Consider the following 17,674-nt stretch of genomic DNA (forward strand, 5'->3'; position numbering starts at 1 on the left):
ATTGCCGGCGCCGGCAAAACCCCACCCCGCCAACGAGGTGGTTACTGCAGACTTTCCATCGTTTCGTAGGAAGTAGCCATTTCCACATTACCGGAGCGCGGAAAAGCCAGAAAGTGCGTAACGCGGGGCGGCTCTGGGCCCGCATGAAACTGCCGAACGTGGGCCTCCACTGCCTGATCTTCCTTAGTGAAGCGGTGGTGCTGGCGCTGGTGCTCACCCCAGGTAGCCACGTAGAAAAACTCGGTAATGCGGGTAGGCTGGGCCAGGTCCGTGAACACCCCGGCCCGCAACGACCCGTCGCGCAGGCGCAGCCGGGTGAGCTGGGCGGCGGCCACCCGAAATGCGGGCTGATCGGCCAAGGCCACTTCGTATTCTATCATCACCACCACCGGCCCATCATCGGGGTCGATGTCGGTGGCTACGGTGGGGCGGGCCAGTGCCCGGCGGGTTCCAGGTTGAGACCTTCGGCCGAGCGCATGGGAAACGGAATAGCCAGTAGTAAACTTAACAGCATCCAGGCGGCCGTGGCCAGCAGGGCCGTTTCCAGGGTGGTGCGGTCGGCCAGCTCGCCCCACACCATGCTGCCCAGGGCCAATCCAGCCTGAAACACCAGCATGTACATGCTCACCACCCGGGCCTGCACCCACTTAGGCACGTGCAGCTGCACGGTGGTGCTGAAGCTGGTCATGGCCATCAGCCAAGCTATACCCGAAATAAACATAACCGGGTACAGCCAGTACACCGACGGCACCAGGGCCAGGGCCACGTTGGTGCCCACGAATACCGCGCTGCCGAGCAGAACGCGCTGGTTGAAAGTCAAGCGGTTGCCAGCCCGGCCCATCAGAAAGGCCCCGGTAATGGCCCCAGCCCCCAGCCAGGAAAGCAGCACGCCGTAGGTATCGGAGCTTAGGTGCAGGCGGCGGGCCGTTACTACCGAGAGCAAGCCCCACATGGCGCTAGCCCCGAAGGCAAAGGCAAACGTGCGAAACAGCACCGCGTAAATAGCCGGCGAATACTGCACGTAGCGCATGCCCGCGCGGAGGGCCCCCGTGAGGTTTTCGGCCGGACCGCTGGCTGCCTCCGCCTCCCGCTTCCAGGCATACACGACGGCAAACGTACCCACGAACGACACCGCATTGACCAGAAACACCCAGCCCGGCGAGTAATACGTAATGATGGCCCCACCAATGGCCGGCCCAATCGCCCGGGCAATGTTGTTACTAACTCCGTTCAGGGTAATGGCAAACCCCAGCACCCGCCGCGGCACCAGCTCAATGGTTGCGGTTTGCCACACGGGCGCGTTGATGGCCGCGCCAATGCCCAGCAGAAACGTAAACCCCAGTACGCTCAAGGCCGAAACCTCGCCCAGCAGGGTAAGTGCGGCCAGCAGCAGGGCCACTACCGCCATAAATCCCTGGGTGAAGAGCAGCAGCCGGCGCCGGTCAATCAGGTCGGCAATGGCGCCAGCGGGCATGCTCAGCAGAAAGGCCGGCAGGCTGGTGGCCGTTTGCATCAGGGCTACCAGCAGGGCCGAGGAAGTAAGCGTCGTGACCAGCCACACGCCCGCCACGTTCTGCATCCAGGTGCCAACATTGGAAACCACCGAGGCAATCCAGATGGCCCGAAATAGGGAGTAGGTAAACGGGGTGAGAAGGGTAGGCTGGACTTCTGGAGCAGGGGTAGGAGAGGGGAGCTGAGTCATAAACAGCGCGCAAAAGAGAGTATAGCAGCCCAGCCAAGCTGCAGGCTGCACCCGGCAGCCGAAAAACCACCTACGAAAACAAGCAGCAACCGGTGTTAACCGCTACCCCTTTTCAATCCTGGATCAGCCGCACTGCCCTTCCGAGCGAAGTGAGAAATCTGGGTTACTTACAAGTGGCTGAACCAGATTCCTCACTGGGACTCGTAACGACAACGTGGCCGGCGCCACTGCTTTAGTCCTGCACGGGCTCCAGAGGCGCCGCGGTGACAACCGGTTCCGGCTGCCGGGGCTTACGACTCACCAGGAACACGCCCCCGAAAATCAGCAGGGCCTGCAGGGCTTTCGACAAGGTAAGCGCGTCTTTGCCCACGGCTACGGCAATCAGCACGGCCAGGGCCGGCTGCAGGTAGATGTAGGCCCCCAGCAACGATGGCGAGGCGTACTTCAGGGCCCAGTTGTTGAGCAGATACGCCAGAATAGTCAGGCAAATGACCATGTAGGCAATGGCTGCCCAAACGCTAGTGGGGAAGCTGGCGTAGTCAGGCTGCTGAATTTGCTGCCAGCCGGCGGGCACGGCCAGCACGGCTCCTACCAGAAAGATGCGCGCCAGCACCGTAAACGGGTGGTACTTGCGCATCAAGGGCATTACCAATACCAGGTAAATTCCGAAAGCCGTGGCATTGAGCAAGATATACACGTTGCCCAGCAGCCCGTCTTGCCCGCCCGCCGCTACCGGCCCCCGACTCAGAATAATGCTGGCCGCGCCTGCAGCCGCCAACCCGATGCCCAGCAGCCGGGGCAGCGTAAGCTTTTCACCGAGCAGCACCGCCGAGGCCAGCACCGTTACAACGGGCGCAATGGTTTGAATCAGGGACGCATTGATGGGCGACGTCAGGTTCAGGCCCGAGAAGAAGAGCAGCTGGTTGAGCCCAATGCCCAGCACCCCGCAGGCAACGGCCCGCAGCTGGTCGGCGCGGCCCTGAATTCGGTCGTGCGGGGCAACCAACCGGCTCAGCACGCCAAAGAAAACCGTAGCGCCCACAATCCGCAGCAGCACCAGGGCAAACGGGCCCATGTAGCGCGGCATCACGTCCTTGGAAATACTGTAGTTGGCCGCGTAAATCAGGGCTACCACAAACAGGGCCGCGTGTACTTTTAACGAGTTTTTCATGGGCAGCTGCAAACTACGAAGCCCAAACCGAAAGCGGCCGGTTTCCCAATATCTTGCGGTACTATTCACCGCTTTTCAAGTAGAGCATGATTACAGTGCAGGTAAGTTACCGGGTTGTGCCTGGCTACGCTGAGCAGAACCAGCGAAACATTGCGGCTTTTCTGACTGATTTCGCCCAGCTGGATGCGGCGGCTTTTCGCTACTCCGTGTACACCAAGGACGATGGCGTAACCTTCGTGCACCTTTCCGTGTACCGCGACGAAGCTACCCAGCAGCAAGTCTTGGCCGTGCCTTCGTTCCGGCAATTTCAGCAGGAGCGCGACGCTAGTGGCCTCGATAACACCCACACCGTAGAGATACTGCGGTATGTGGGCTCCTCCGCGCCTGTACTGTAGCTGTACGCTGCCGCTTCTGAACTTTTCCTATGGCCACTGGCTCGCTTTTCGATTCTGACCCTGCTCCTGACGCTTCGGCCGCTTACGTGCCCCGGCCCGGCGCGCCACTAGCCGAGCGCATGCGCCCGCGCACCTTAACCGACTACGCCGGCCAGCAGCACCTCATCGGCCCCGAGGGCGTGCTGCGCCGCTACCTCAACGCCGGCCGCCTACCTTCCCTGATTTTGTGGGGCCCACCCGGAGTAGGCAAAACCACCCTGGCCCACCTGCTGGCCCAGGAGCTGGGGCTGCCCTTTGCGGCGCTGTCGGCCATTAATGCTGGCGTGAAAGACGTACGCGAGGTAATTGAGCGGGCCCGTAAGCAGCGAGGCACCGTGCTTTTTATTGATGAGATTCACCGCTTTAGCAAAAGCCAACAAGATGCGCTGCTAGGCGCCGTGGAGCAAGGCGTAGTGACGCTGATTGGGGCCACTACCGAAAACCCCTCATTCGAGGTGATTCCGGCCGTGCTGAGCCGGGCCCAGGTGTACGTGCTGGAGGCCCTGGGTAAAGACGTGCTGACTAGCCTAGTAGACAAGGCTCTGGCCGAAGACGAGATACTGAAGCAGAAAAAGGTGCGCGTGCAGGAGTACAACGCCCTGCTGACCATTTCCGGCGGCGACGCCCGCAAGCTGCTCAACCTACTGGAAATTGTAGTAGAAGCCAGCCGCCCCGACTCCAAAACCGGCGCCATCACCATCACCGACGAGGCCGTTCAGCAGCTGGCCCAGCAGCACCTCGCGCGCTACGACAAAGGCGGCGAAATGCACTACGATGTTATTTCGGCCTTTATCAAGAGCATCCGCGGCTCCGACCCCAACGCGGCGCTTTACTACCTGGCCGTGATGCTGGAAGGCGGCGAAGACGTGAAGTTTATTGCCCGCCGCCTGCTTATCCTGGCTTCCGAAGACGTGGGCCTGGCCAACCCCAACGCCCTCATGCTGGCCCAGAGCTGCTTTCAGGCCGTGACGGTGATTGGTATGCCCGAGTCGGACATTATCTTGGGTCAGATGGTGGTGTACCTCGCCACCTCGCCCAAGAGCAACGCCAGCTACAAGGCCATTCGGGAGGCCCGGGCCCTGGTGCGCCAGCAGGGCGTGCAGCCCGTGCCCATAGCCCTGCGCAACGCCCCCACCAAGCTCATGGAAGAGTTGGGCTACGGCAATACGTATATGTATTCCCACGACTACGAGGGCAACTTTGCCTACCAAGAATTCCTACCCGAGCAGCTCAGTGGCCGCGTGTTCTACCACCCCGGCCAAAACCCTGCCGAAGCCAAAGCCCAGGAGCGCCTCCGCCAGCTCTGGGGCGAAAAGTACGGGTATTAGGGTGTGAGATGATGAAGTAGGTGGTGATGGGGTGATGGGGTGATGAGATGATTAGAAGAACGTCATGCCGAGCGCAGCGAAGCATCTCGCGTGCTGACGTTGTAGTGCTAACTCAACGAATCGGGCGAGATGCTTCGCTGCGCTCGGCATGACGTTCTTCTAATTACCCTAGCACCATTCCTTTTACCTGTCACCTCCCTACCTCATCACCCCATTACTTCAGTACCATTCACTTCATCACCCCTTCTCTACCACCCGTTCCCGCCCCAAAACAGCCGGTTGGTTGAATACCCGGGAGCGGGGAGGAAAAGCCGATACTTTTGTTTCCAGACCGAACTGACTATTCATTTTTCTGACGATGAGACAATTCTTCAAGTACGTGCTGGCTACCCTCACCGGCCTCGTGCTGTTTGCCCTGGTAGGGGTGGTGCTGCTGGTGGCCCTGATTGCCGCCGCAGCTTCTTCTGACAAAGAGGTAACCGTGGCCAGCAACTCCGTGCTGGAGCTCAAGCTCGATAAGCCCATTGGCGAGCGGGAGTTCAACAATCCGCTGTCGGGCTTTACTGGGGGCAGAGCAGCTCCATCGGCCTCGACGAGCTGAAAGCCGCCATCCGCCGGGCGAAGGGCGACGAGGATATCAAGGGCATCTTCCTGAATCTGGAGCTGGTGCAGGGCGGCATGGCCTCCATGGAGGAAATCCGCAACGCCCTGCTCGACTTCAAGAAGTCGGGCAAGTTTGTGGTATCATACACCGATGCGCAGTCGGAGAAAAGCTACTACCTCGCCTCTGTGGCCGATAAGATCTACCTGAACCCGCAGGGCACCCTGGAGTTCAACGGCCTGAGCTCCGAGACGATGTACTACAAAAACCTGTTCGACAAGCTGGGCGTGCAAGCTCAGATTTTCCGGGTGGGTTCGTTCAAAAGCGCCGTGGAGCCCTACTTCCGCACTAGCATGTCGGATTCGGCCCGCTTGCAGACGTCTTCGTTCCTGAACTCCCTGAACAACTCCATGCTGGCCGAGGTAGCCGCCGCCCGCAAAATTGCGCCGGCCCGCCTCAAGGTCATCAGCGACTCCATGCTGGTGCACAACGCCGACGACGCCAAGCGCCTGAGCCTAGTAACGGACCTGGGCTACTACGACCAGGCTACCGACTACATTAAAGGTAAAATTGGGGTAGAGAAAGACGAGAAGCTCAGCCTCATCGAACTATCGGACTACGAAAAGGCCGAGGACGACAAAGAGGGTAGCACTAGCGGTAACCGCATTGCGGTGGTGTATGCTGAGGGCGACATTGTAACGGGCAAGGGCGGCAACGAAAGCATCGGGAGCACCCGTTTTGCCGAAGCCATCCGCAAGGCCCGCCTCGACAAAAACGTGAAGGCCGTGGTGCTGCGCGTGAACTCGCCCGGCGGCTCCTCGTTGGCTTCCGACATCATTTACCGCGAGGTGATGCTGACTAAGAAGGTGAAGCCCGTTATTGCCAGCATGTCGGACGTAGCGGCTTCGGGCGGCTACTTCATTGCCATGGGCTGCGACACGATTGTGGCCCATCCGACCACCATTACCGGCAGCATCGGCGTGTTTGGCGTGCTGCCCAACATTGAGCCCTTCCTGCGCGACAAAATTGGCGTGACGACGGACCGTGTAACCACGGGTAAGTTCTCCGACTTCCCCACCATCACGCGCGCCTTGACGCCGTTCGAGCAAAGCCAGTTCCAGGCCGAAATCAACCGCATCTACGCCGACTTCACCACCAAAGCCGCCCAGGGCCGCCGCATGCCGGTGGAGCGCCTGCGCCGCCTGGCCTCGGGCCGGGTATGGTCGGGCACGGAAGCTAAGGCCCGCGGCCTGGTGGATGTACTCGGTTCCTTTGACGATGCCCTGCGCATTGCTGCCCGTCGCGCCAACCTCAAGGAGGGCGACTACCGCATTCAGAAGCTGCCCCGCCAGAAATCCTTCGCCGAAAACCTGTTCAGCTCGTTCTCGGAGGAAGCTAAACTGCGCATGATGCGCGAGGAAATGGGCCCGATGTATCCCATGTACCAGCAGTACAAGAAGCTCTCGGAAATGAAGGGCGCCCAGATGCGCATGCCGTTCGAGGTGAACGTGCAGTAAGTTTCAGTTGCTGGTTTTTAGCTGACAGCTGCTAGTTCTAGTCGTTACTTGTTGATTGTTAGCTAACAGGTGTCGGCCGCTTGAAGCTGATCTACCACAAGAGCTGTCATTCTGAGCAGCGCGAAGGACCTTATCACGTAGGCACGAATCGTAACAACGAGGACCGTGCCGCGTGGTAAGGTCCTTCGCGTTGCTCAGGATGACAGACTTTTTATAAACCTTGCAGATAGTTGAAGCTTTTTAGCAACTGCAAACCGCGTCTAACGCCTCTCCGCTAACAACCAGCAACTGCCAGCTAACACTGCCAACCACCGACTAAAACCTGACAACCAATCACCTCATGCACCAACTTCACGAAGCCACCGCCTACCTCCGCCAGACCCTGCAAGATTTTCAGCCCGAAGCGGGTATCATCCTCGGAACGGGGCTGGGCGCTTTGGTGAAAGACGTGGATGTGCAGCACCGCTTCAGCTACGCCGATATTCCACACTTTCCGGTTTCGACGGTGGAAAGCCACGCCGGTGAGCTGTTGGCCGGCACGCTGGCCGGTAAGCGGGTGCTGGTGATGCGCGGGCGGTTTCACTACTACGAGGGCTACACCATGGAGCAGGTAGTATTTCCGGTGCGCGTGATGAAGCTGCTCGGCATCCGGCGCCTGTTCGTGAGCAACGCCAGCGGCGGCCTCAACCCCGACTACGACTACTCCGACCTGATGCTGCTCTCGGACCATATCAACCTGCAGCCCACCAACCCGCTTATCGGTAAAAACCTCGACGAGCTAGGCCCCGCTTCCCCGATATGATGGAGCCCTACGACTTGGGCTTGTTGCAGCTGGCGGAGGAAGCCGCCCAGGAGCTAGGCCTAGGGAAGTACTTGCGCCGCGGGGTGTACGCCTCCCTGCCCGGCCCCATGCTCGAAACCCCCGCTGAATACCGCTACCTGCGCACCATTGGGGCCGACGCCGTGGGCATGAGCACGGTGCCCGAGGTACTAGCCGCTGTGCACATGGGCCTACCCGTGCTAGCCGTGTCCGTCATTACGGACTTGTGCGCGCCGGGCAAGCTCAAGAAGGTTGACATTGCTGACATCCTGCGCACGGCTGCCGTAGCCGAGCCCCGCCTCACGGCCTTGCTGCGCCGGGTACTGGAGAAGTTGTAGTAAAACACGCTGACTAATACCAAGAGGGCCGTTGCCAACGTGGCAACGGCCCTTTTTTGTATTAATCGGTCTGGGGCATCTTGTGGGGGTAGAACTGGGGCCAGCCTTTTACATTCGGGCTGCTATACACCGGTGTTTCGGTACACTTCAGGACACTAGGGGGCGCTGGAAGCTGCTCCGAAACAATGCCTTACCGGATGATAATCTGCTTCCGGTCGTAGCTCAGCACTGTGAAAACGCCCACGCCGCCTTCCACCGTGCTCTTGATGGCTGAAGGTTGCGAGAACGGGTTGCCGTTAGCATTGCGCGCATCACCTACTGACTGCCGGAACAGGTAGTAAGGCCGATCCAGATGGTATAGGGTCACCAGGAGGGTGTCGTTCGGGTCGAAGCGGTAGCTGCTCCCGAGGGTAAACCGGGTGCCGTCGTTGAGCCGGTCCTCTACATCGTAATCCAGCTCCGCATCCGTGGAAATACTGTCGCGGTGAACCTGTAGGCGGTAGTAGTCGCCTACGCCCACTGGGTCCTGGAAGATGGTGAGCAGGTAAGCTTCACGCTGCCCGGGGGCAGGTCGTTGAACTTGTACTCCAGGGAGTCGATGGGGACGCGGCCGGGTGTAGTGGCGGTGCCCGTTACGCGGCGGCCCTTGGTGTCCGTGACTTCCAGCCGAAACGTGTCGCCGGGGCGAGCTACCAGCTTGCGCAGGCTGCTGTGCGTGTAGAACTTACCAGTTACTGAGTTGCGTCCCGGAAAAAAACGCAGGGTTTCTACCTGTCCATTGGGTCGGGTAAGCCGAACGGTTACATCGGTGGGCACCACGGGGTCGGGGGCCGAAAGGTAGGGCACTGTTTCCGTGACCGTAAGCTGCGGCGCTTGCCCGTCTTCGAGGTAGCATTCTACCACCAGTTGCGCGGGCAGGACCGGCAAGTCTACATCAATATTCTGCTCTAAGTTGCAGCTTGCAAGGCCAGACAAGGTCAGGAGCAACGCTAAAGGCCGGGCCAGCAGACGTTTCTTCAGGAAAAAAAACATAGAAATTGGCTGCACGTCGCGCTTAGAATTTGAAGTTGTAGGTCACGGCCGGAATCACGGGGAACAGGGAAACCTGCCGGGCCCGGTAGCTGGTAACGGGGCCGTCTTCGCCATCGCGCACTTGGTCGAAATACACGAAGTAAGGGTTGCGGCGGTTGTAGGCGTTGTAGGCGCTAAACGTCAGGTCCGACTCCGGAAACCAGCGGTTGGGCTTTAGCTTCCACACCAGTCCCAGGTCGAGGCGGTTGTAGGGCGCGAGGCGGTAGGAGTTGCGGTCTGGGTAAATGGGCACGGCCGATAAATCGTCGCCGAACACTTCCTGCACCGCAAACCGGCCCGCGGGTAGGGTAGTGGCGTTGCCGGTGGTGTACACGAAGGAGCCGGTCAGGTTCAGGCGCTCCGTGAGCTGGTGCAGCACTACCACCGTCAGGTTGTGGCGCCGGTCGTAGTTGGGGTAAAAGGTGCGGCCGCCGTTGATGCCGCTGGTGCCGCGCTGGGGCGGGAACTTCCGCTTGCTCCAGGCCAGGGTGTAGCCAATCCAGCCGGTAGTGCGGCCGGTTTTCTTCTCCAAATACAGTTCCGTGCCATAGGCCCAGCCCTTACCGAACAGAAATTCCGTGTCCAAATCGGGGTTCACGAACAGCTGCGCGCCATCCTTGAAATCGACTTGGTTCTGAGCCCACTTGTAGTACAGCTCGTTGCTAAGCAGGTACTTCCCGTCGCCGAGTAGAAAGCTTACGCCCGTGGCTACCTGCTGGGAGCGTTGGGGCTTCACCGACAGCCGCGACGGGTACCAAATGTCGGTGGGCAGCGTGGCCCCGGAGTTCGTGACCAGGTGCACGTACTGGTACATCAGGGCATAGCTGGCTTTCAGGGAGGTTTTGGGGCTGAGCGAGTAGCGCGCCGCGCCCCGGGGCTCCAGGCCGCCGTAGGCATTGGAGCCGCTTTGGAAGCCGGTGAGTCGCAGTCCGTATTCCAGTTGCCACTTTTCGGAGGGCTTGAAGTTATCGGAGGCGTACACTGCGCCCTCTAGGCCCTTGTAGCCTACGTCGGAGCCAATATTCAGACGGCCGTCGGAGGAGCCCGCCTGCAGGCGGCCTACCCGAAGCGGTGGGTGGTACCCTGCACCCCAAACTTGAGGGCGTGCTTTTCATTGGGCGCAAAATCCAGGTCGGAGCGCAGGGAATAGTCGCGGATGGTGGAACCCAGGTTGAAGCTGAACTGGTCGAGCCGGTTGGTAACGTTGTACTGGTAGTCGGTGAGGGAAGCGGTGGTGTTGAGGTACAGCCGCTTGTTGAACACGTGGTTCCAGCGCGCCGCCGCCAGGGAATTGCCCCAGGTAAAGCTGAAGTTGAAACCGCCTTGGGAAGCAAAGCCGAAGGCGTCGCGGCCGTAGTAGCCACTCAGAAATACCTGGTCTTTGGGGCCGAGCGTGTAGTTGGCCTTGGCGTTGAAATCGTAGAAGTAGTAATCCGGGATAGGGTTGTAGTTGGCGTCGCCTTCGTTAAGGTTGTTGATCTGACGCGTAAACACATCGAAGTACGTGCGCCGCCCCGACAGGATAAACGAGCCCTTGTTTTTAACAATGGGGCCCTCCAAAGTGAGGCGCGAAGAAATCAGGCCGATTCCGCCGCTTACGCCCAGCTTCTGGCGGTTGCCTTCGCGCAGCTTCACATCTACCACTGAGGAAAGCCTACCCCCGTACTGGGCCGGAAAGCCACCCTTGTACAAATCCACCGACTGCACGGCATCAGGGTTAAACACGGAAAACAGCCCGAACAAGTGGCTGGGGTTGTACACCAGCGCATCGTCGAGGAGCACTAGGTTCTGGTCGGCCGAGCCCCCGCGCACGAACAGGCCCGAGGTGCCCTCGCCGCCGTTTTGCACGCCGGGCTTGAGCTGCAAGGTTTTGAGAATGTCAACCTCCCCGAACAAGGCGGGCAGCAACTTGGCCTCGCGGGCGGTGAGGCGCTCCACGCTCATCTGGGGAGTTTGCAGCTTCTGCTCCAGCGTGCCCGAACCTTCAATGACTACCTCGCCCAGCTGGTTGCCAGCCTCCACTAACTGAAACAACAGCCGCTGGTTGCGAGTCAAATTCAGGTCCCGGGTCTGCGATTCGTACCCAATAAAGGAAACCACCACTTGGTAGCGGCCAGCTGGCAAATTCAGCGAGTAGGTGCCATCCTCGGCGGTGGTAGCGCCCAGCCCCAGGGCCGGCACCGTAACGGCGGCGCCGGGTAGGGCCTCGGCGTTGTTGGCGGCGCGCACCACGCCCGTGAGCGTGTAGCGCACCTGGGCCCGCACCTGCGGGGCAAGAGCACACTAAGGCTAATGAGAAGACTTAAAACCGTAAGGCGTAATGCCATGTGAGCAAACTATAGATGAACGTCCAAAAGTACGGACACTCACCCAACGCCCACAGGGGGCGAGAAGTTTACGCTACTTCCCGTGGAGCTAGGCTCCGCTTGTAACCCCTTGCACTACCTGCCCCAACTGGGCCGCCGACACCACGCCCGCCTGCCGCCACACCGGCTGGCCTTTGTGGAAGAGAATCAGGGTAGGAATACTTTGCACCCGAAACTGCTGGGCCACGGCCTGGTTACGATCCACGTCAATTTTAATGACTTTGACCTTGCCCTGATGCTGAGCTGCTACCTGCTCCAGAATGGGGGCCATGGTTTTGCAAGGGCCGCACCAGTCGGCGTAAAAATCGACGAGCACCGGCATGCCGGGGCTGCTAATGAGTTCGGAAAAAGACTTTTTAGGCATGAGTATTCGGTACTTAGGCTAGGCTGGCCCCGCGCCAGCCCCCAAGCTTGTACGCGCAACTCTGCCGGAGGTAGCAGCCGAAGCGGCCAACAAAAAAGCCCGGCGCTGCAACGCCGGGCTTTCGCTTGTACTGAGTGGGTGAAAAGGAGGAGGTTAGTTCTTGCCTAGCAAGGTAACATCATTTGCGACTTCAGAAAAGCTGAAGCGCCCTCCTACCACTTTTTTTCCGGCCACTTGGCATTCCCAAGTGTAGCGGCCGGGCTTGGCGCGGGCGGCCTCTCCGGTGTCGGTTTTAAAGTAATCGGCCTCCGAGGCTTCCGAAGGGAAAATAACATCAATGCCGTTTTGGCCCTTGGCAATTTGCTTGGCCAGTACGTACTCTTTGCCGGTTTCCTGGTTGATAACCACAAATTTAGCCGTGTAGGCGCCTAGTTGGCCGAACTTGTCCATCACGCCCAGCTTCACATAAGCATCCGTAGAAACCAGCCAAGTTTGCGCCCGCGAGGTGGTGGGAGCGAAAACAACCAGTGCCAGTAGCAAACCTGCTACCCGCACTATCCGAGACAAAGAAAAAGCAGGAGTAGAAACGCGCATACAAGAGCGGTGAAGAAGTGAAAAATAAGTAATGCCAAAAAAGAAGAGTGAATCAACCCAAGAACCTGCGCCATTGAAACGCATACAGCTGAGGTGCAACCAAATATAGTTCTTATTTGAAAACGTAAACAAAATTTTGGCCTTTATTTTATCAACATAGCAAGATGGGACCAAAACCGCCAGCCAAGTGTTCTGAAGCAGATTAGAGCCCAGAAGTAACACCATGCGCAGAAGAAAGCAGGAATGGACGCCGCCGGAGGCCTTAACCAACGAAACCCGCTGTGGCTTATGCGAGCGGGAAGTGCAGCATACCTCTCGCCACCATTTGGTACCCCGCGAAGAAGGCGGCCGCTACGGTCCAACCGTGGAATTGTGCCAGCCCTGTCATAGTACCATTCATTTGCTGCTCTCTAACCGCGAGCTGGCCCGGTACTACAACAGTGTGGAGCGCCTGCGCCAAGCGGAGGAGCTGCAGAAATACTTGCACTGGGTGCGGCGCAACCGGGTAGAGCGCATCAGCAACCGACGGGCGCGGCGGTAGGAGCCGGTAGTAGGCCCACCGGCGAGTACCTTTGCCTGGCCAGCTCTACCTTCTCAGCGCATGACTCCCAAGCACTTTGTTCCCTTTCAGCAACTCCGCCAGCAGCCCACCATTGTAGTGGATAGCACCGGGCTGGGCGCGGTTCTCACGCTAGCGCACTGGCGCGGAGCCGCTACCCCGAACTCTTGCGGGACGATACCAGCGCCGGGTCGGTGCTGCGTGCGTTGCGGGAGCCTACCACGTCCGGTCTGGAAGCGGCCGCCGTGACGGCCAATCACTTTGATATAGATGGATTTGTGGGCGTGTGGGCGCTGCTGAATCCGGCGCTGGCTTTGCGCCACGAGCCGTTGCTACGACAGGTAGCCACCCTCGGCGACTTCCGGGAAATCAACTGGGCCGATCCGCTGGCCGACCATGCCCTGCAGCTGGTATGCTGGCTGAACGCCGAGGAAAAAAACCGTTTCTACGAGCCCTTTGGAGCCCCGGCCCGGCGCCGCCGGGAAGACGAAGCTTCGGCGGAGAAGTTTGCCTGGTTTCTGCCGCGCTTTGCGGCCGTGCTGGAAAACCCGGCTGTAGGGCAGGCCGCCTGGGAGCCGGAATATAGCCGAGTAAAGCAGGCCGCAGCCATTATGCAAAGTCCTGCCACCACCATCCGACGCTACCCTGAAATTGGCCTCATGGTAGTGCGTACGCCGGAACCCGTGCCCTACTACGCCCTCTTTGGCCCCACAACCGGCACCGACATGGTGCTAAGCCTGTATGATGGGCAGCGCTACGAATTCGAGTACAAGTACACCACCTGGATTGACCTCGAAAGCCGCCCTACGCTGCCGCGCCTACCCCTGCAGGCGCTGGCAAACTGCCTGAACGAGCTGGAAACGGGGGCGCGTCGTTGGACCTTCGACGGCATCACCGACACGGGCCCCTTGCTGCGCCTGAGTGGCAAAGGTCTCACCAAAGCCCAGCGCTACGCTGACCCTGACCAGCGACCCATCTATTCATCTGCCATTCCACCCGCACAACTTGAGGGAGAAATCGTAGCGTTTTTCCGCAGCCACTACGCGGGCGTTGAGCCCCGGCGCTACTGGAGTTGGACCGATATTCGGGCGGTAGGCGAGGTAGAACAGCACCGTATTAGTTCGAGCGCCGGGAGGAAGCTGGGATAACTATTTCAGTGGTTAACCCACATGCTTCCCGCGCTCGAAATCACACGGCATTATCAGGCACAGCTTCTACACTTCCTGCCCGAACCCGAGCACTTGCAGGGAGCTAACCCCGCCGGCCCCTTTGCGCACGCTGATCTGGGTAGTGACCCGCTCCTTCAGCGCCTCCACGTGCGAGATGATACCGATGGTTTTACCCGTACCCTGCAGCATTTCCAGGGCCGAAAGGGCCACATCCAGCGTGTCTGGGTCAAGGGTACCGAAGCCCTCGTCGATGAAGAGCGTGTCAATCTGGGTGCGGCGGCCGGCCAGCTCCGAGAGGCCCAGGGCCAGGGCCAGGCTCACCAGAAAGCTTTCCCCGCCCGACAGCGAGTTCATGGACCGCACGGAGCTGGCCTGGTACTCATCCTGAATCAGCAGGTCGAGGTGCTGCTCCGGGTTGCGCAGGATGCGGTAACGATCCGTAAAGCGGTGCAGGTGGCGGTTGGCCAGGTCCACGAGGCGAGCCAGGGTAAGGCCCTGGGCAAACTCACTGAATTTCTTGCCATCAGCGGAGCCGATGAGCTCCGCCAGCTGCCGCCAGCGCTGGGCTTCCTGCTGTTGCTTTTCCAGTTGGGCGGCCAGGGCAGCGTGGCGCTCCTGCCCGGCGCGGTGGCTGCCCAGGCGCTCCTGCCGCTGCCCCAGCTGCTGGTTCAGGGAAGCGAGCTGGTGGTTGTTGGTAGTGATTTGCTGGTCAATGCTTTCCAGTGGGTCCGGGCTGAGGGCGCGGGCTTCTTCCTGTTCTAACTGCTGGGTGGTTTCGGCTAGGGTTTGCGCCGCGAGGGCCGCTTCCTGCTCCTGGCGGCGTAGTTGGTTTTGCAGGGTGTGCAGCTCCGCATCGGGGAGCAATAATGCGGGTAGGGCGGCGGGGTCGGGCGCTAGGCCGGCAGTAATGAGGGCTGCCGTAAGGGTAGCGTGGCGTTGCTGGCGCGTTTGCACCTGTTGCTCGGTATCCTGCTCGTGCTGGTGCAGGCGGGCGGTAGCCACCGTCAGGGCCGTATCGTGCTGCTGAAACTGCTGCTCAGCCTGCTGCCGGCGTTGATCAGTAGCGCGCACGGCTTCCTCTAGCTGCCGACGGACCTGGGCCACGTTAGGTTCTGGCAGGAGCTGGTGGCGCTGCTGCTGCTGCTGCTGAATGGCCTGGTGCTGCTCTACGAGGCCTTGCTTGCGGGTGCGGAGCCAGGTGTGCAGCTCCTCCTTTGCCGCCTCCGACTTCTCTGCTTCCACACTCACGCCGCTTAGCTCCTGTTTGGCCGTATTGAGCTGCTGCCGGTTCTGCTCAAACTCACCGATGCGCACTCGCGCCTGCTCCATTAGGGCGCGGCCGTTTTCTTCTGTGAAGGTCAGCCCGAAGCTCTGGGCCTGACTTTGAATCATGCTGCGGGCGGTGGGCACCCGGTCCTCGGCGTCGGCCAACTCCTTTTCCAGCTGCGTAACCGTCTGGGCGTACTCCTGCTGCTGGCGGGTGGCGGCTTCGTGCTGCGTTAGGGCCTGCTGAAGGCGTTGCTCGGCGGCCGCCCGCTGGTCGCGCAGCTGGCGCAGCTCCTGCACCAAGGCTTTGATTTCTTCAGCGGCAGCTTTTTCGGCCGTTTCGGGTAGGAGCTGGATGCTGTCCGGGCGGTAGGCGCCGGCTCCGGGCCCGACTGCTCCAGCATGGTTACGTAGGTGTTCAGGCGGTTGAAGCGGGTGCCCAGCGCCCGCACGCGCTGGCTCATATCTTCCTCCCGCTGCCGGTCGCGCTGAAACGTGTCTTCGCTTACTCCCAGCACGCCGGCCAGGTAGGGGTGCTCGGTGGCTCCACACACGGGCAGGGCTGGCCGTTTTCCAGCAGTTGGCGGGTGTCGGTGTGGGAAAGGATGAGCTGCTGCATGTGCAGGCTGCGGCGCAAGTCGTCCCAGTGCTGCTGCTCCCGCTCTTGCTCCTGGTGCAGGCCACCTACGTGGTAGCGCAGGCGCAGCAGCCAGCCGTCGCGGGTAGTGCTGGCGGTGGTGTGCTGGGCAGTTAAGACAGCGAGTTGGTGGCGGGCCTCTTCGGCGGCGGCGGCGTGGGTAGCGGCGAAGGTAGCGGCTTGCTGCTGGCGTTGCCGGGCTTCGTGCAGGCGCTGGCGCAGCTGGCCCAACTCGGCTTTCAGATGCTCCCAGTGCTGCAGGTTAGCCGATAGTTCGGGTAAGCCTTCGGCTAGTTCTCCGGCGGTGGCATTCAGCGTCAGCCACTTATCTAAGTCGCGCACTTGCTCCCGGAGAATGCGGACCCGGCTGCCGGCTTGTTCGGCGGCGGCCTTCAGGCGCTTGCACTGCTCGTTTTTCTCCTCGTATTCAGCCTTGCCTTGGGTTAGTAGTCGGTGCGCCTCGGCTAGCTGGTGGTCGAGCAGCTCGGCCTCGCGCAGCTTGGGGTCCTGCTGCTCCCGCGTGGTACTCGCCTGCTCGTGGGCCTGGCGGGCGCTGGTGCGGGCCGCTTCGGCGGTGGCGCGGCGCTCCTGCAACTGAGGCAGCTGCCCGCGGAGTTGGTTTACTTCCCGGCCCAGGCGGCCCAGCTGCTCATCGGCTTGGCGCAAGAGGGCGTAATCGGTGGCGAAGGGGGCGGCCTGCTGGTGCAAGGCCAAACGCTGACGCAGCGGAGCCAGGGTTTCGGCCTGGATTGTGAGTTGCTGCTGGCGCTGCTGGGTAGCGTGCAGTTTCTGGCGCAGCTCGCGCAGGCGCAAATGCCACTGCCGGGCCTCGCGCAGCTGTTCCTGGGTGGCGTTGGCAGCGTTTAGCTGGGCTGTGAGCTGCTGAACTTCTGCCTCCAGAAACGCTACTTCCTCCGGGGAAAGCAACACCACGCCAGCCAAACCGGCCCGCAGTTGCTCCACCCGCTGGCTTTCCTGCTTGGCCTGCTCAAAAGCGGCCCGCGAGATGTCGGAGTATTTACGGGTGTCGGTAATCTTTTCTAGGAGCTGAGCCCGCTCGCCGGCCGGAGCCTTCAAGAAGCGGGTGAAGTCGCCCTGGGCCAGCAGCACGGACCGCAGAAACTGCTTGTATTCCAAGCCACTGACGTCGGCAATGCGGCCCGGAACCTTCGATTTATAGGTTTCCAGAAAGGGCCAGGTTTCTTCCCCATTCTCGGCTATTTTTCGCTCACTCAGCTCCATGCGCGGGTCCTGGAGCTTGCCCTCAGGGCGCTTGCGGGCGCGGTACTGCCCCCACTTCGAGCGGTATTGCTGGCCGTTTACTTCAAACTCTACCTCCGCCCAGCTCTCGCCCGTACCGTGGCTCATTACGTGCTCGGGGCCGCTGGTTTCGTGGCGCGGTACCTGCCCGTACAGGGCCAGGGTAATGGCGTCAAGAATGGTGGTTTTGCCCGCGCCAGTGGGGCCGGTAATGGCAAACAAGCCCGCATCGGCCAGGGGCGTCTGGCTGAAATCAACGGTATGCTCCCCGCGCAGGGAGTTCAAATTGTAAAAGCGGACGCGGAGAATTTTCATGCGGGCAACGACGACTATAGAGCGACCAGGAAAGCCCAATTCAGACGAGAAAGGACTTCGTGAGCTTCTACAAAGGTAACCGTCGCCGGGCGCAATATATTCCCGTCAGCCCGCGCCCTTTTGCGGGGGTAGCAACGTCGGTGGGCTGATGTAGCTTAAGTT

At 60.6% G+C, this 17,674-nt stretch carries 15 protein-coding genes and 3 pseudogenes; 7 read left to right on the forward strand and 11 right to left on the reverse strand.

Annotation, left to right across the window (positions count from 1 at the left end):
- Positions 1 to 41 precede the first annotated feature (41 nt).
- Together MUN84_RS17680 and MUN84_RS17685 are read right to left on the reverse strand one after the other, a co-directional pair.
- Positions 42 to 1,702 (reverse strand): annotated as a pseudogene (locus MUN84_RS17680) (MFS transporter).
- Positions 1,703 to 1,934: 232 nt separating this feature from the next.
- On the reverse strand, positions 1,935 to 2,873 hold the full coding sequence (locus MUN84_RS17685; RefSeq protein ID WP_244695313.1) for a DMT family transporter: 939 nt from the start codon (positions 2,871 to 2,873) through the stop codon (positions 1,935 to 1,937).
- Between the two features lie 86 nt (positions 2,874 to 2,959).
- On the opposite strand from MUN84_RS17685, the gene MUN84_RS17690 reads away from it, so the two are divergent.
- The 5 genes and pseudogenes from MUN84_RS17690 (at position 2,960) to MUN84_RS17705 (ending at position 7,911) form a co-directional block, all read left to right on the forward strand.
- Positions 2,960 to 3,268: an antibiotic biosynthesis monooxygenase gene (locus tag MUN84_RS17690; RefSeq protein WP_262920564.1), complete on the forward strand. Its 309-nt coding sequence runs from the start codon at positions 2,960 to 2,962 to the stop codon at positions 3,266 to 3,268.
- Between the two features lie 29 nt (positions 3,269 to 3,297).
- Positions 3,298 to 4,635, forward strand: coding sequence for a replication-associated recombination protein A (locus MUN84_RS17695; protein WP_410780056.1), 1,338 nt, complete (start codon positions 3,298 to 3,300; stop codon positions 4,633 to 4,635).
- Between the two features lie 358 nt (positions 4,636 to 4,993).
- Positions 4,994 to 5,236 (forward strand): hypothetical protein, encoded by a 243-nt coding sequence (locus MUN84_RS24140; RefSeq protein WP_317238998.1) that lies wholly within the window; start codon positions 4,994 to 4,996, stop codon positions 5,234 to 5,236.
- A 35-nt stretch (positions 5,237 to 5,271) separates the two neighbouring features.
- Positions 5,272 to 6,753 carry a signal peptide peptidase SppA gene (sppA, locus tag MUN84_RS17700; RefSeq protein WP_317239231.1) on the forward strand — a complete coding sequence of 494 codons (1,482 nt, stop codon included), beginning with the start codon at positions 5,272 to 5,274 and terminating at the stop codon, positions 6,751 to 6,753.
- Between the two features lie 340 nt (positions 6,754 to 7,093).
- Positions 7,094 to 7,911: pseudogene (locus MUN84_RS17705) on the forward strand (purine-nucleoside phosphorylase).
- A gap of 190 nt (positions 7,912 to 8,101) precedes the next feature.
- On the opposite strand, the gene MUN84_RS23190 reads toward MUN84_RS17705, so the two are convergent.
- The 6 genes from MUN84_RS23190 to MUN84_RS17730 form a co-directional block, all read right to left on the reverse strand.
- Positions 8,102 to 8,431: a DUF4249 domain-containing protein gene (locus MUN84_RS23190; protein ID WP_262920565.1), complete on the reverse strand. Its 330-nt coding sequence runs from the start codon at positions 8,429 to 8,431 to the stop codon at positions 8,102 to 8,104.
- Positions 8,422 to 8,886, reverse strand: a complete 465-nt coding sequence (locus MUN84_RS23195; RefSeq protein ID WP_262920566.1) for a DUF4249 domain-containing protein — start codon at positions 8,884 to 8,886, stop codon at positions 8,422 to 8,424. Before MUN84_RS23195 ends, MUN84_RS23190 begins: the two co-directional genes overlap by 10 nt.
- A 79-nt stretch (positions 8,887 to 8,965) precedes the next feature.
- Positions 8,966 to 9,964 carry a TonB-dependent receptor plug domain-containing protein gene (locus tag MUN84_RS17715; protein WP_244695315.1) on the reverse strand — a complete coding sequence of 333 codons (999 nt, stop codon included), beginning with the start codon at positions 9,962 to 9,964 and terminating at the stop codon, positions 8,966 to 8,968.
- A 77-nt stretch (positions 9,965 to 10,041) separates the two neighbouring features.
- Positions 10,042 to 11,247 carry a TonB-dependent receptor gene (locus tag MUN84_RS17720; protein WP_244695316.1) on the reverse strand — a complete coding sequence of 402 codons (1,206 nt, stop codon included), beginning with the start codon at positions 11,245 to 11,247 and terminating at the stop codon, positions 10,042 to 10,044.
- A 150-nt stretch (positions 11,248 to 11,397) separates the two neighbouring features.
- Positions 11,398 to 11,712, reverse strand: a complete 315-nt coding sequence (gene trxA / locus MUN84_RS17725; RefSeq protein WP_244695317.1) for a thioredoxin — start codon at positions 11,710 to 11,712, stop codon at positions 11,398 to 11,400.
- Positions 11,713 to 11,865: 153 nt separating this feature from the next.
- Positions 11,866 to 12,531, reverse strand: a complete 666-nt coding sequence (locus tag MUN84_RS17730; protein ID WP_244695318.1) for a hypothetical protein — start codon at positions 12,529 to 12,531, stop codon at positions 11,866 to 11,868.
- Between MUN84_RS17730 and MUN84_RS17735 the strand changes: the two genes are divergently transcribed.
- Entirely contained in the window at positions 12,530 to 12,847 is a 318-nt protein-coding gene (locus MUN84_RS17735) for an HNH endonuclease (RefSeq protein ID WP_244695319.1), read from the forward strand. The genes MUN84_RS17730 and MUN84_RS17735 overlap by 2 nt on opposite strands.
- 60 nt (positions 12,848 to 12,907) lie before the next feature.
- Positions 12,908 to 14,013, forward strand: a pseudogene (locus MUN84_RS17740) (DUF6687 family protein).
- Positions 14,014 to 14,079: 66 nt separating this feature from the next.
- Here the strand turns inward: MUN84_RS17740 and MUN84_RS17745 are convergent.
- Genes MUN84_RS17745 through MUN84_RS17755 form a run of 3 tightly spaced genes read right to left on the reverse strand, consistent with a single transcriptional unit; the run spans position 14,080 to position 17,512 of the window.
- Entirely contained in the window at positions 14,080 to 15,600 is a 1,521-nt protein-coding gene (locus MUN84_RS17745) for an SbcC/MukB-like Walker B domain-containing protein (protein ID WP_244699000.1), read from the reverse strand.
- A complete protein-coding gene (locus tag MUN84_RS17750) occupies positions 15,534 to 15,818 on the reverse strand; it encodes a hypothetical protein (protein WP_244695321.1) in 285 nt (94 codons plus the stop codon). Before MUN84_RS17750 ends, MUN84_RS17745 begins: the two co-directional genes overlap by 67 nt.
- On the reverse strand, positions 15,806 to 17,512 hold the full coding sequence (locus MUN84_RS17755) for an AAA family ATPase (RefSeq protein ID WP_244695322.1): 1,707 nt from the start codon (positions 17,510 to 17,512) through the stop codon (positions 15,806 to 15,808). The genes MUN84_RS17750 and MUN84_RS17755 overlap by 13 nt, the downstream gene beginning before the upstream one ends.
- Between the last annotated feature and the right edge of the window lie 162 nt (positions 17,513 to 17,674).

Source organism: Hymenobacter sp. 5516J-16 (genome assembly GCF_022919335.1).
Lineage (GTDB): Bacteria > Bacteroidota > Bacteroidia > Cytophagales > Hymenobacteraceae > Hymenobacter > Hymenobacter sublimis.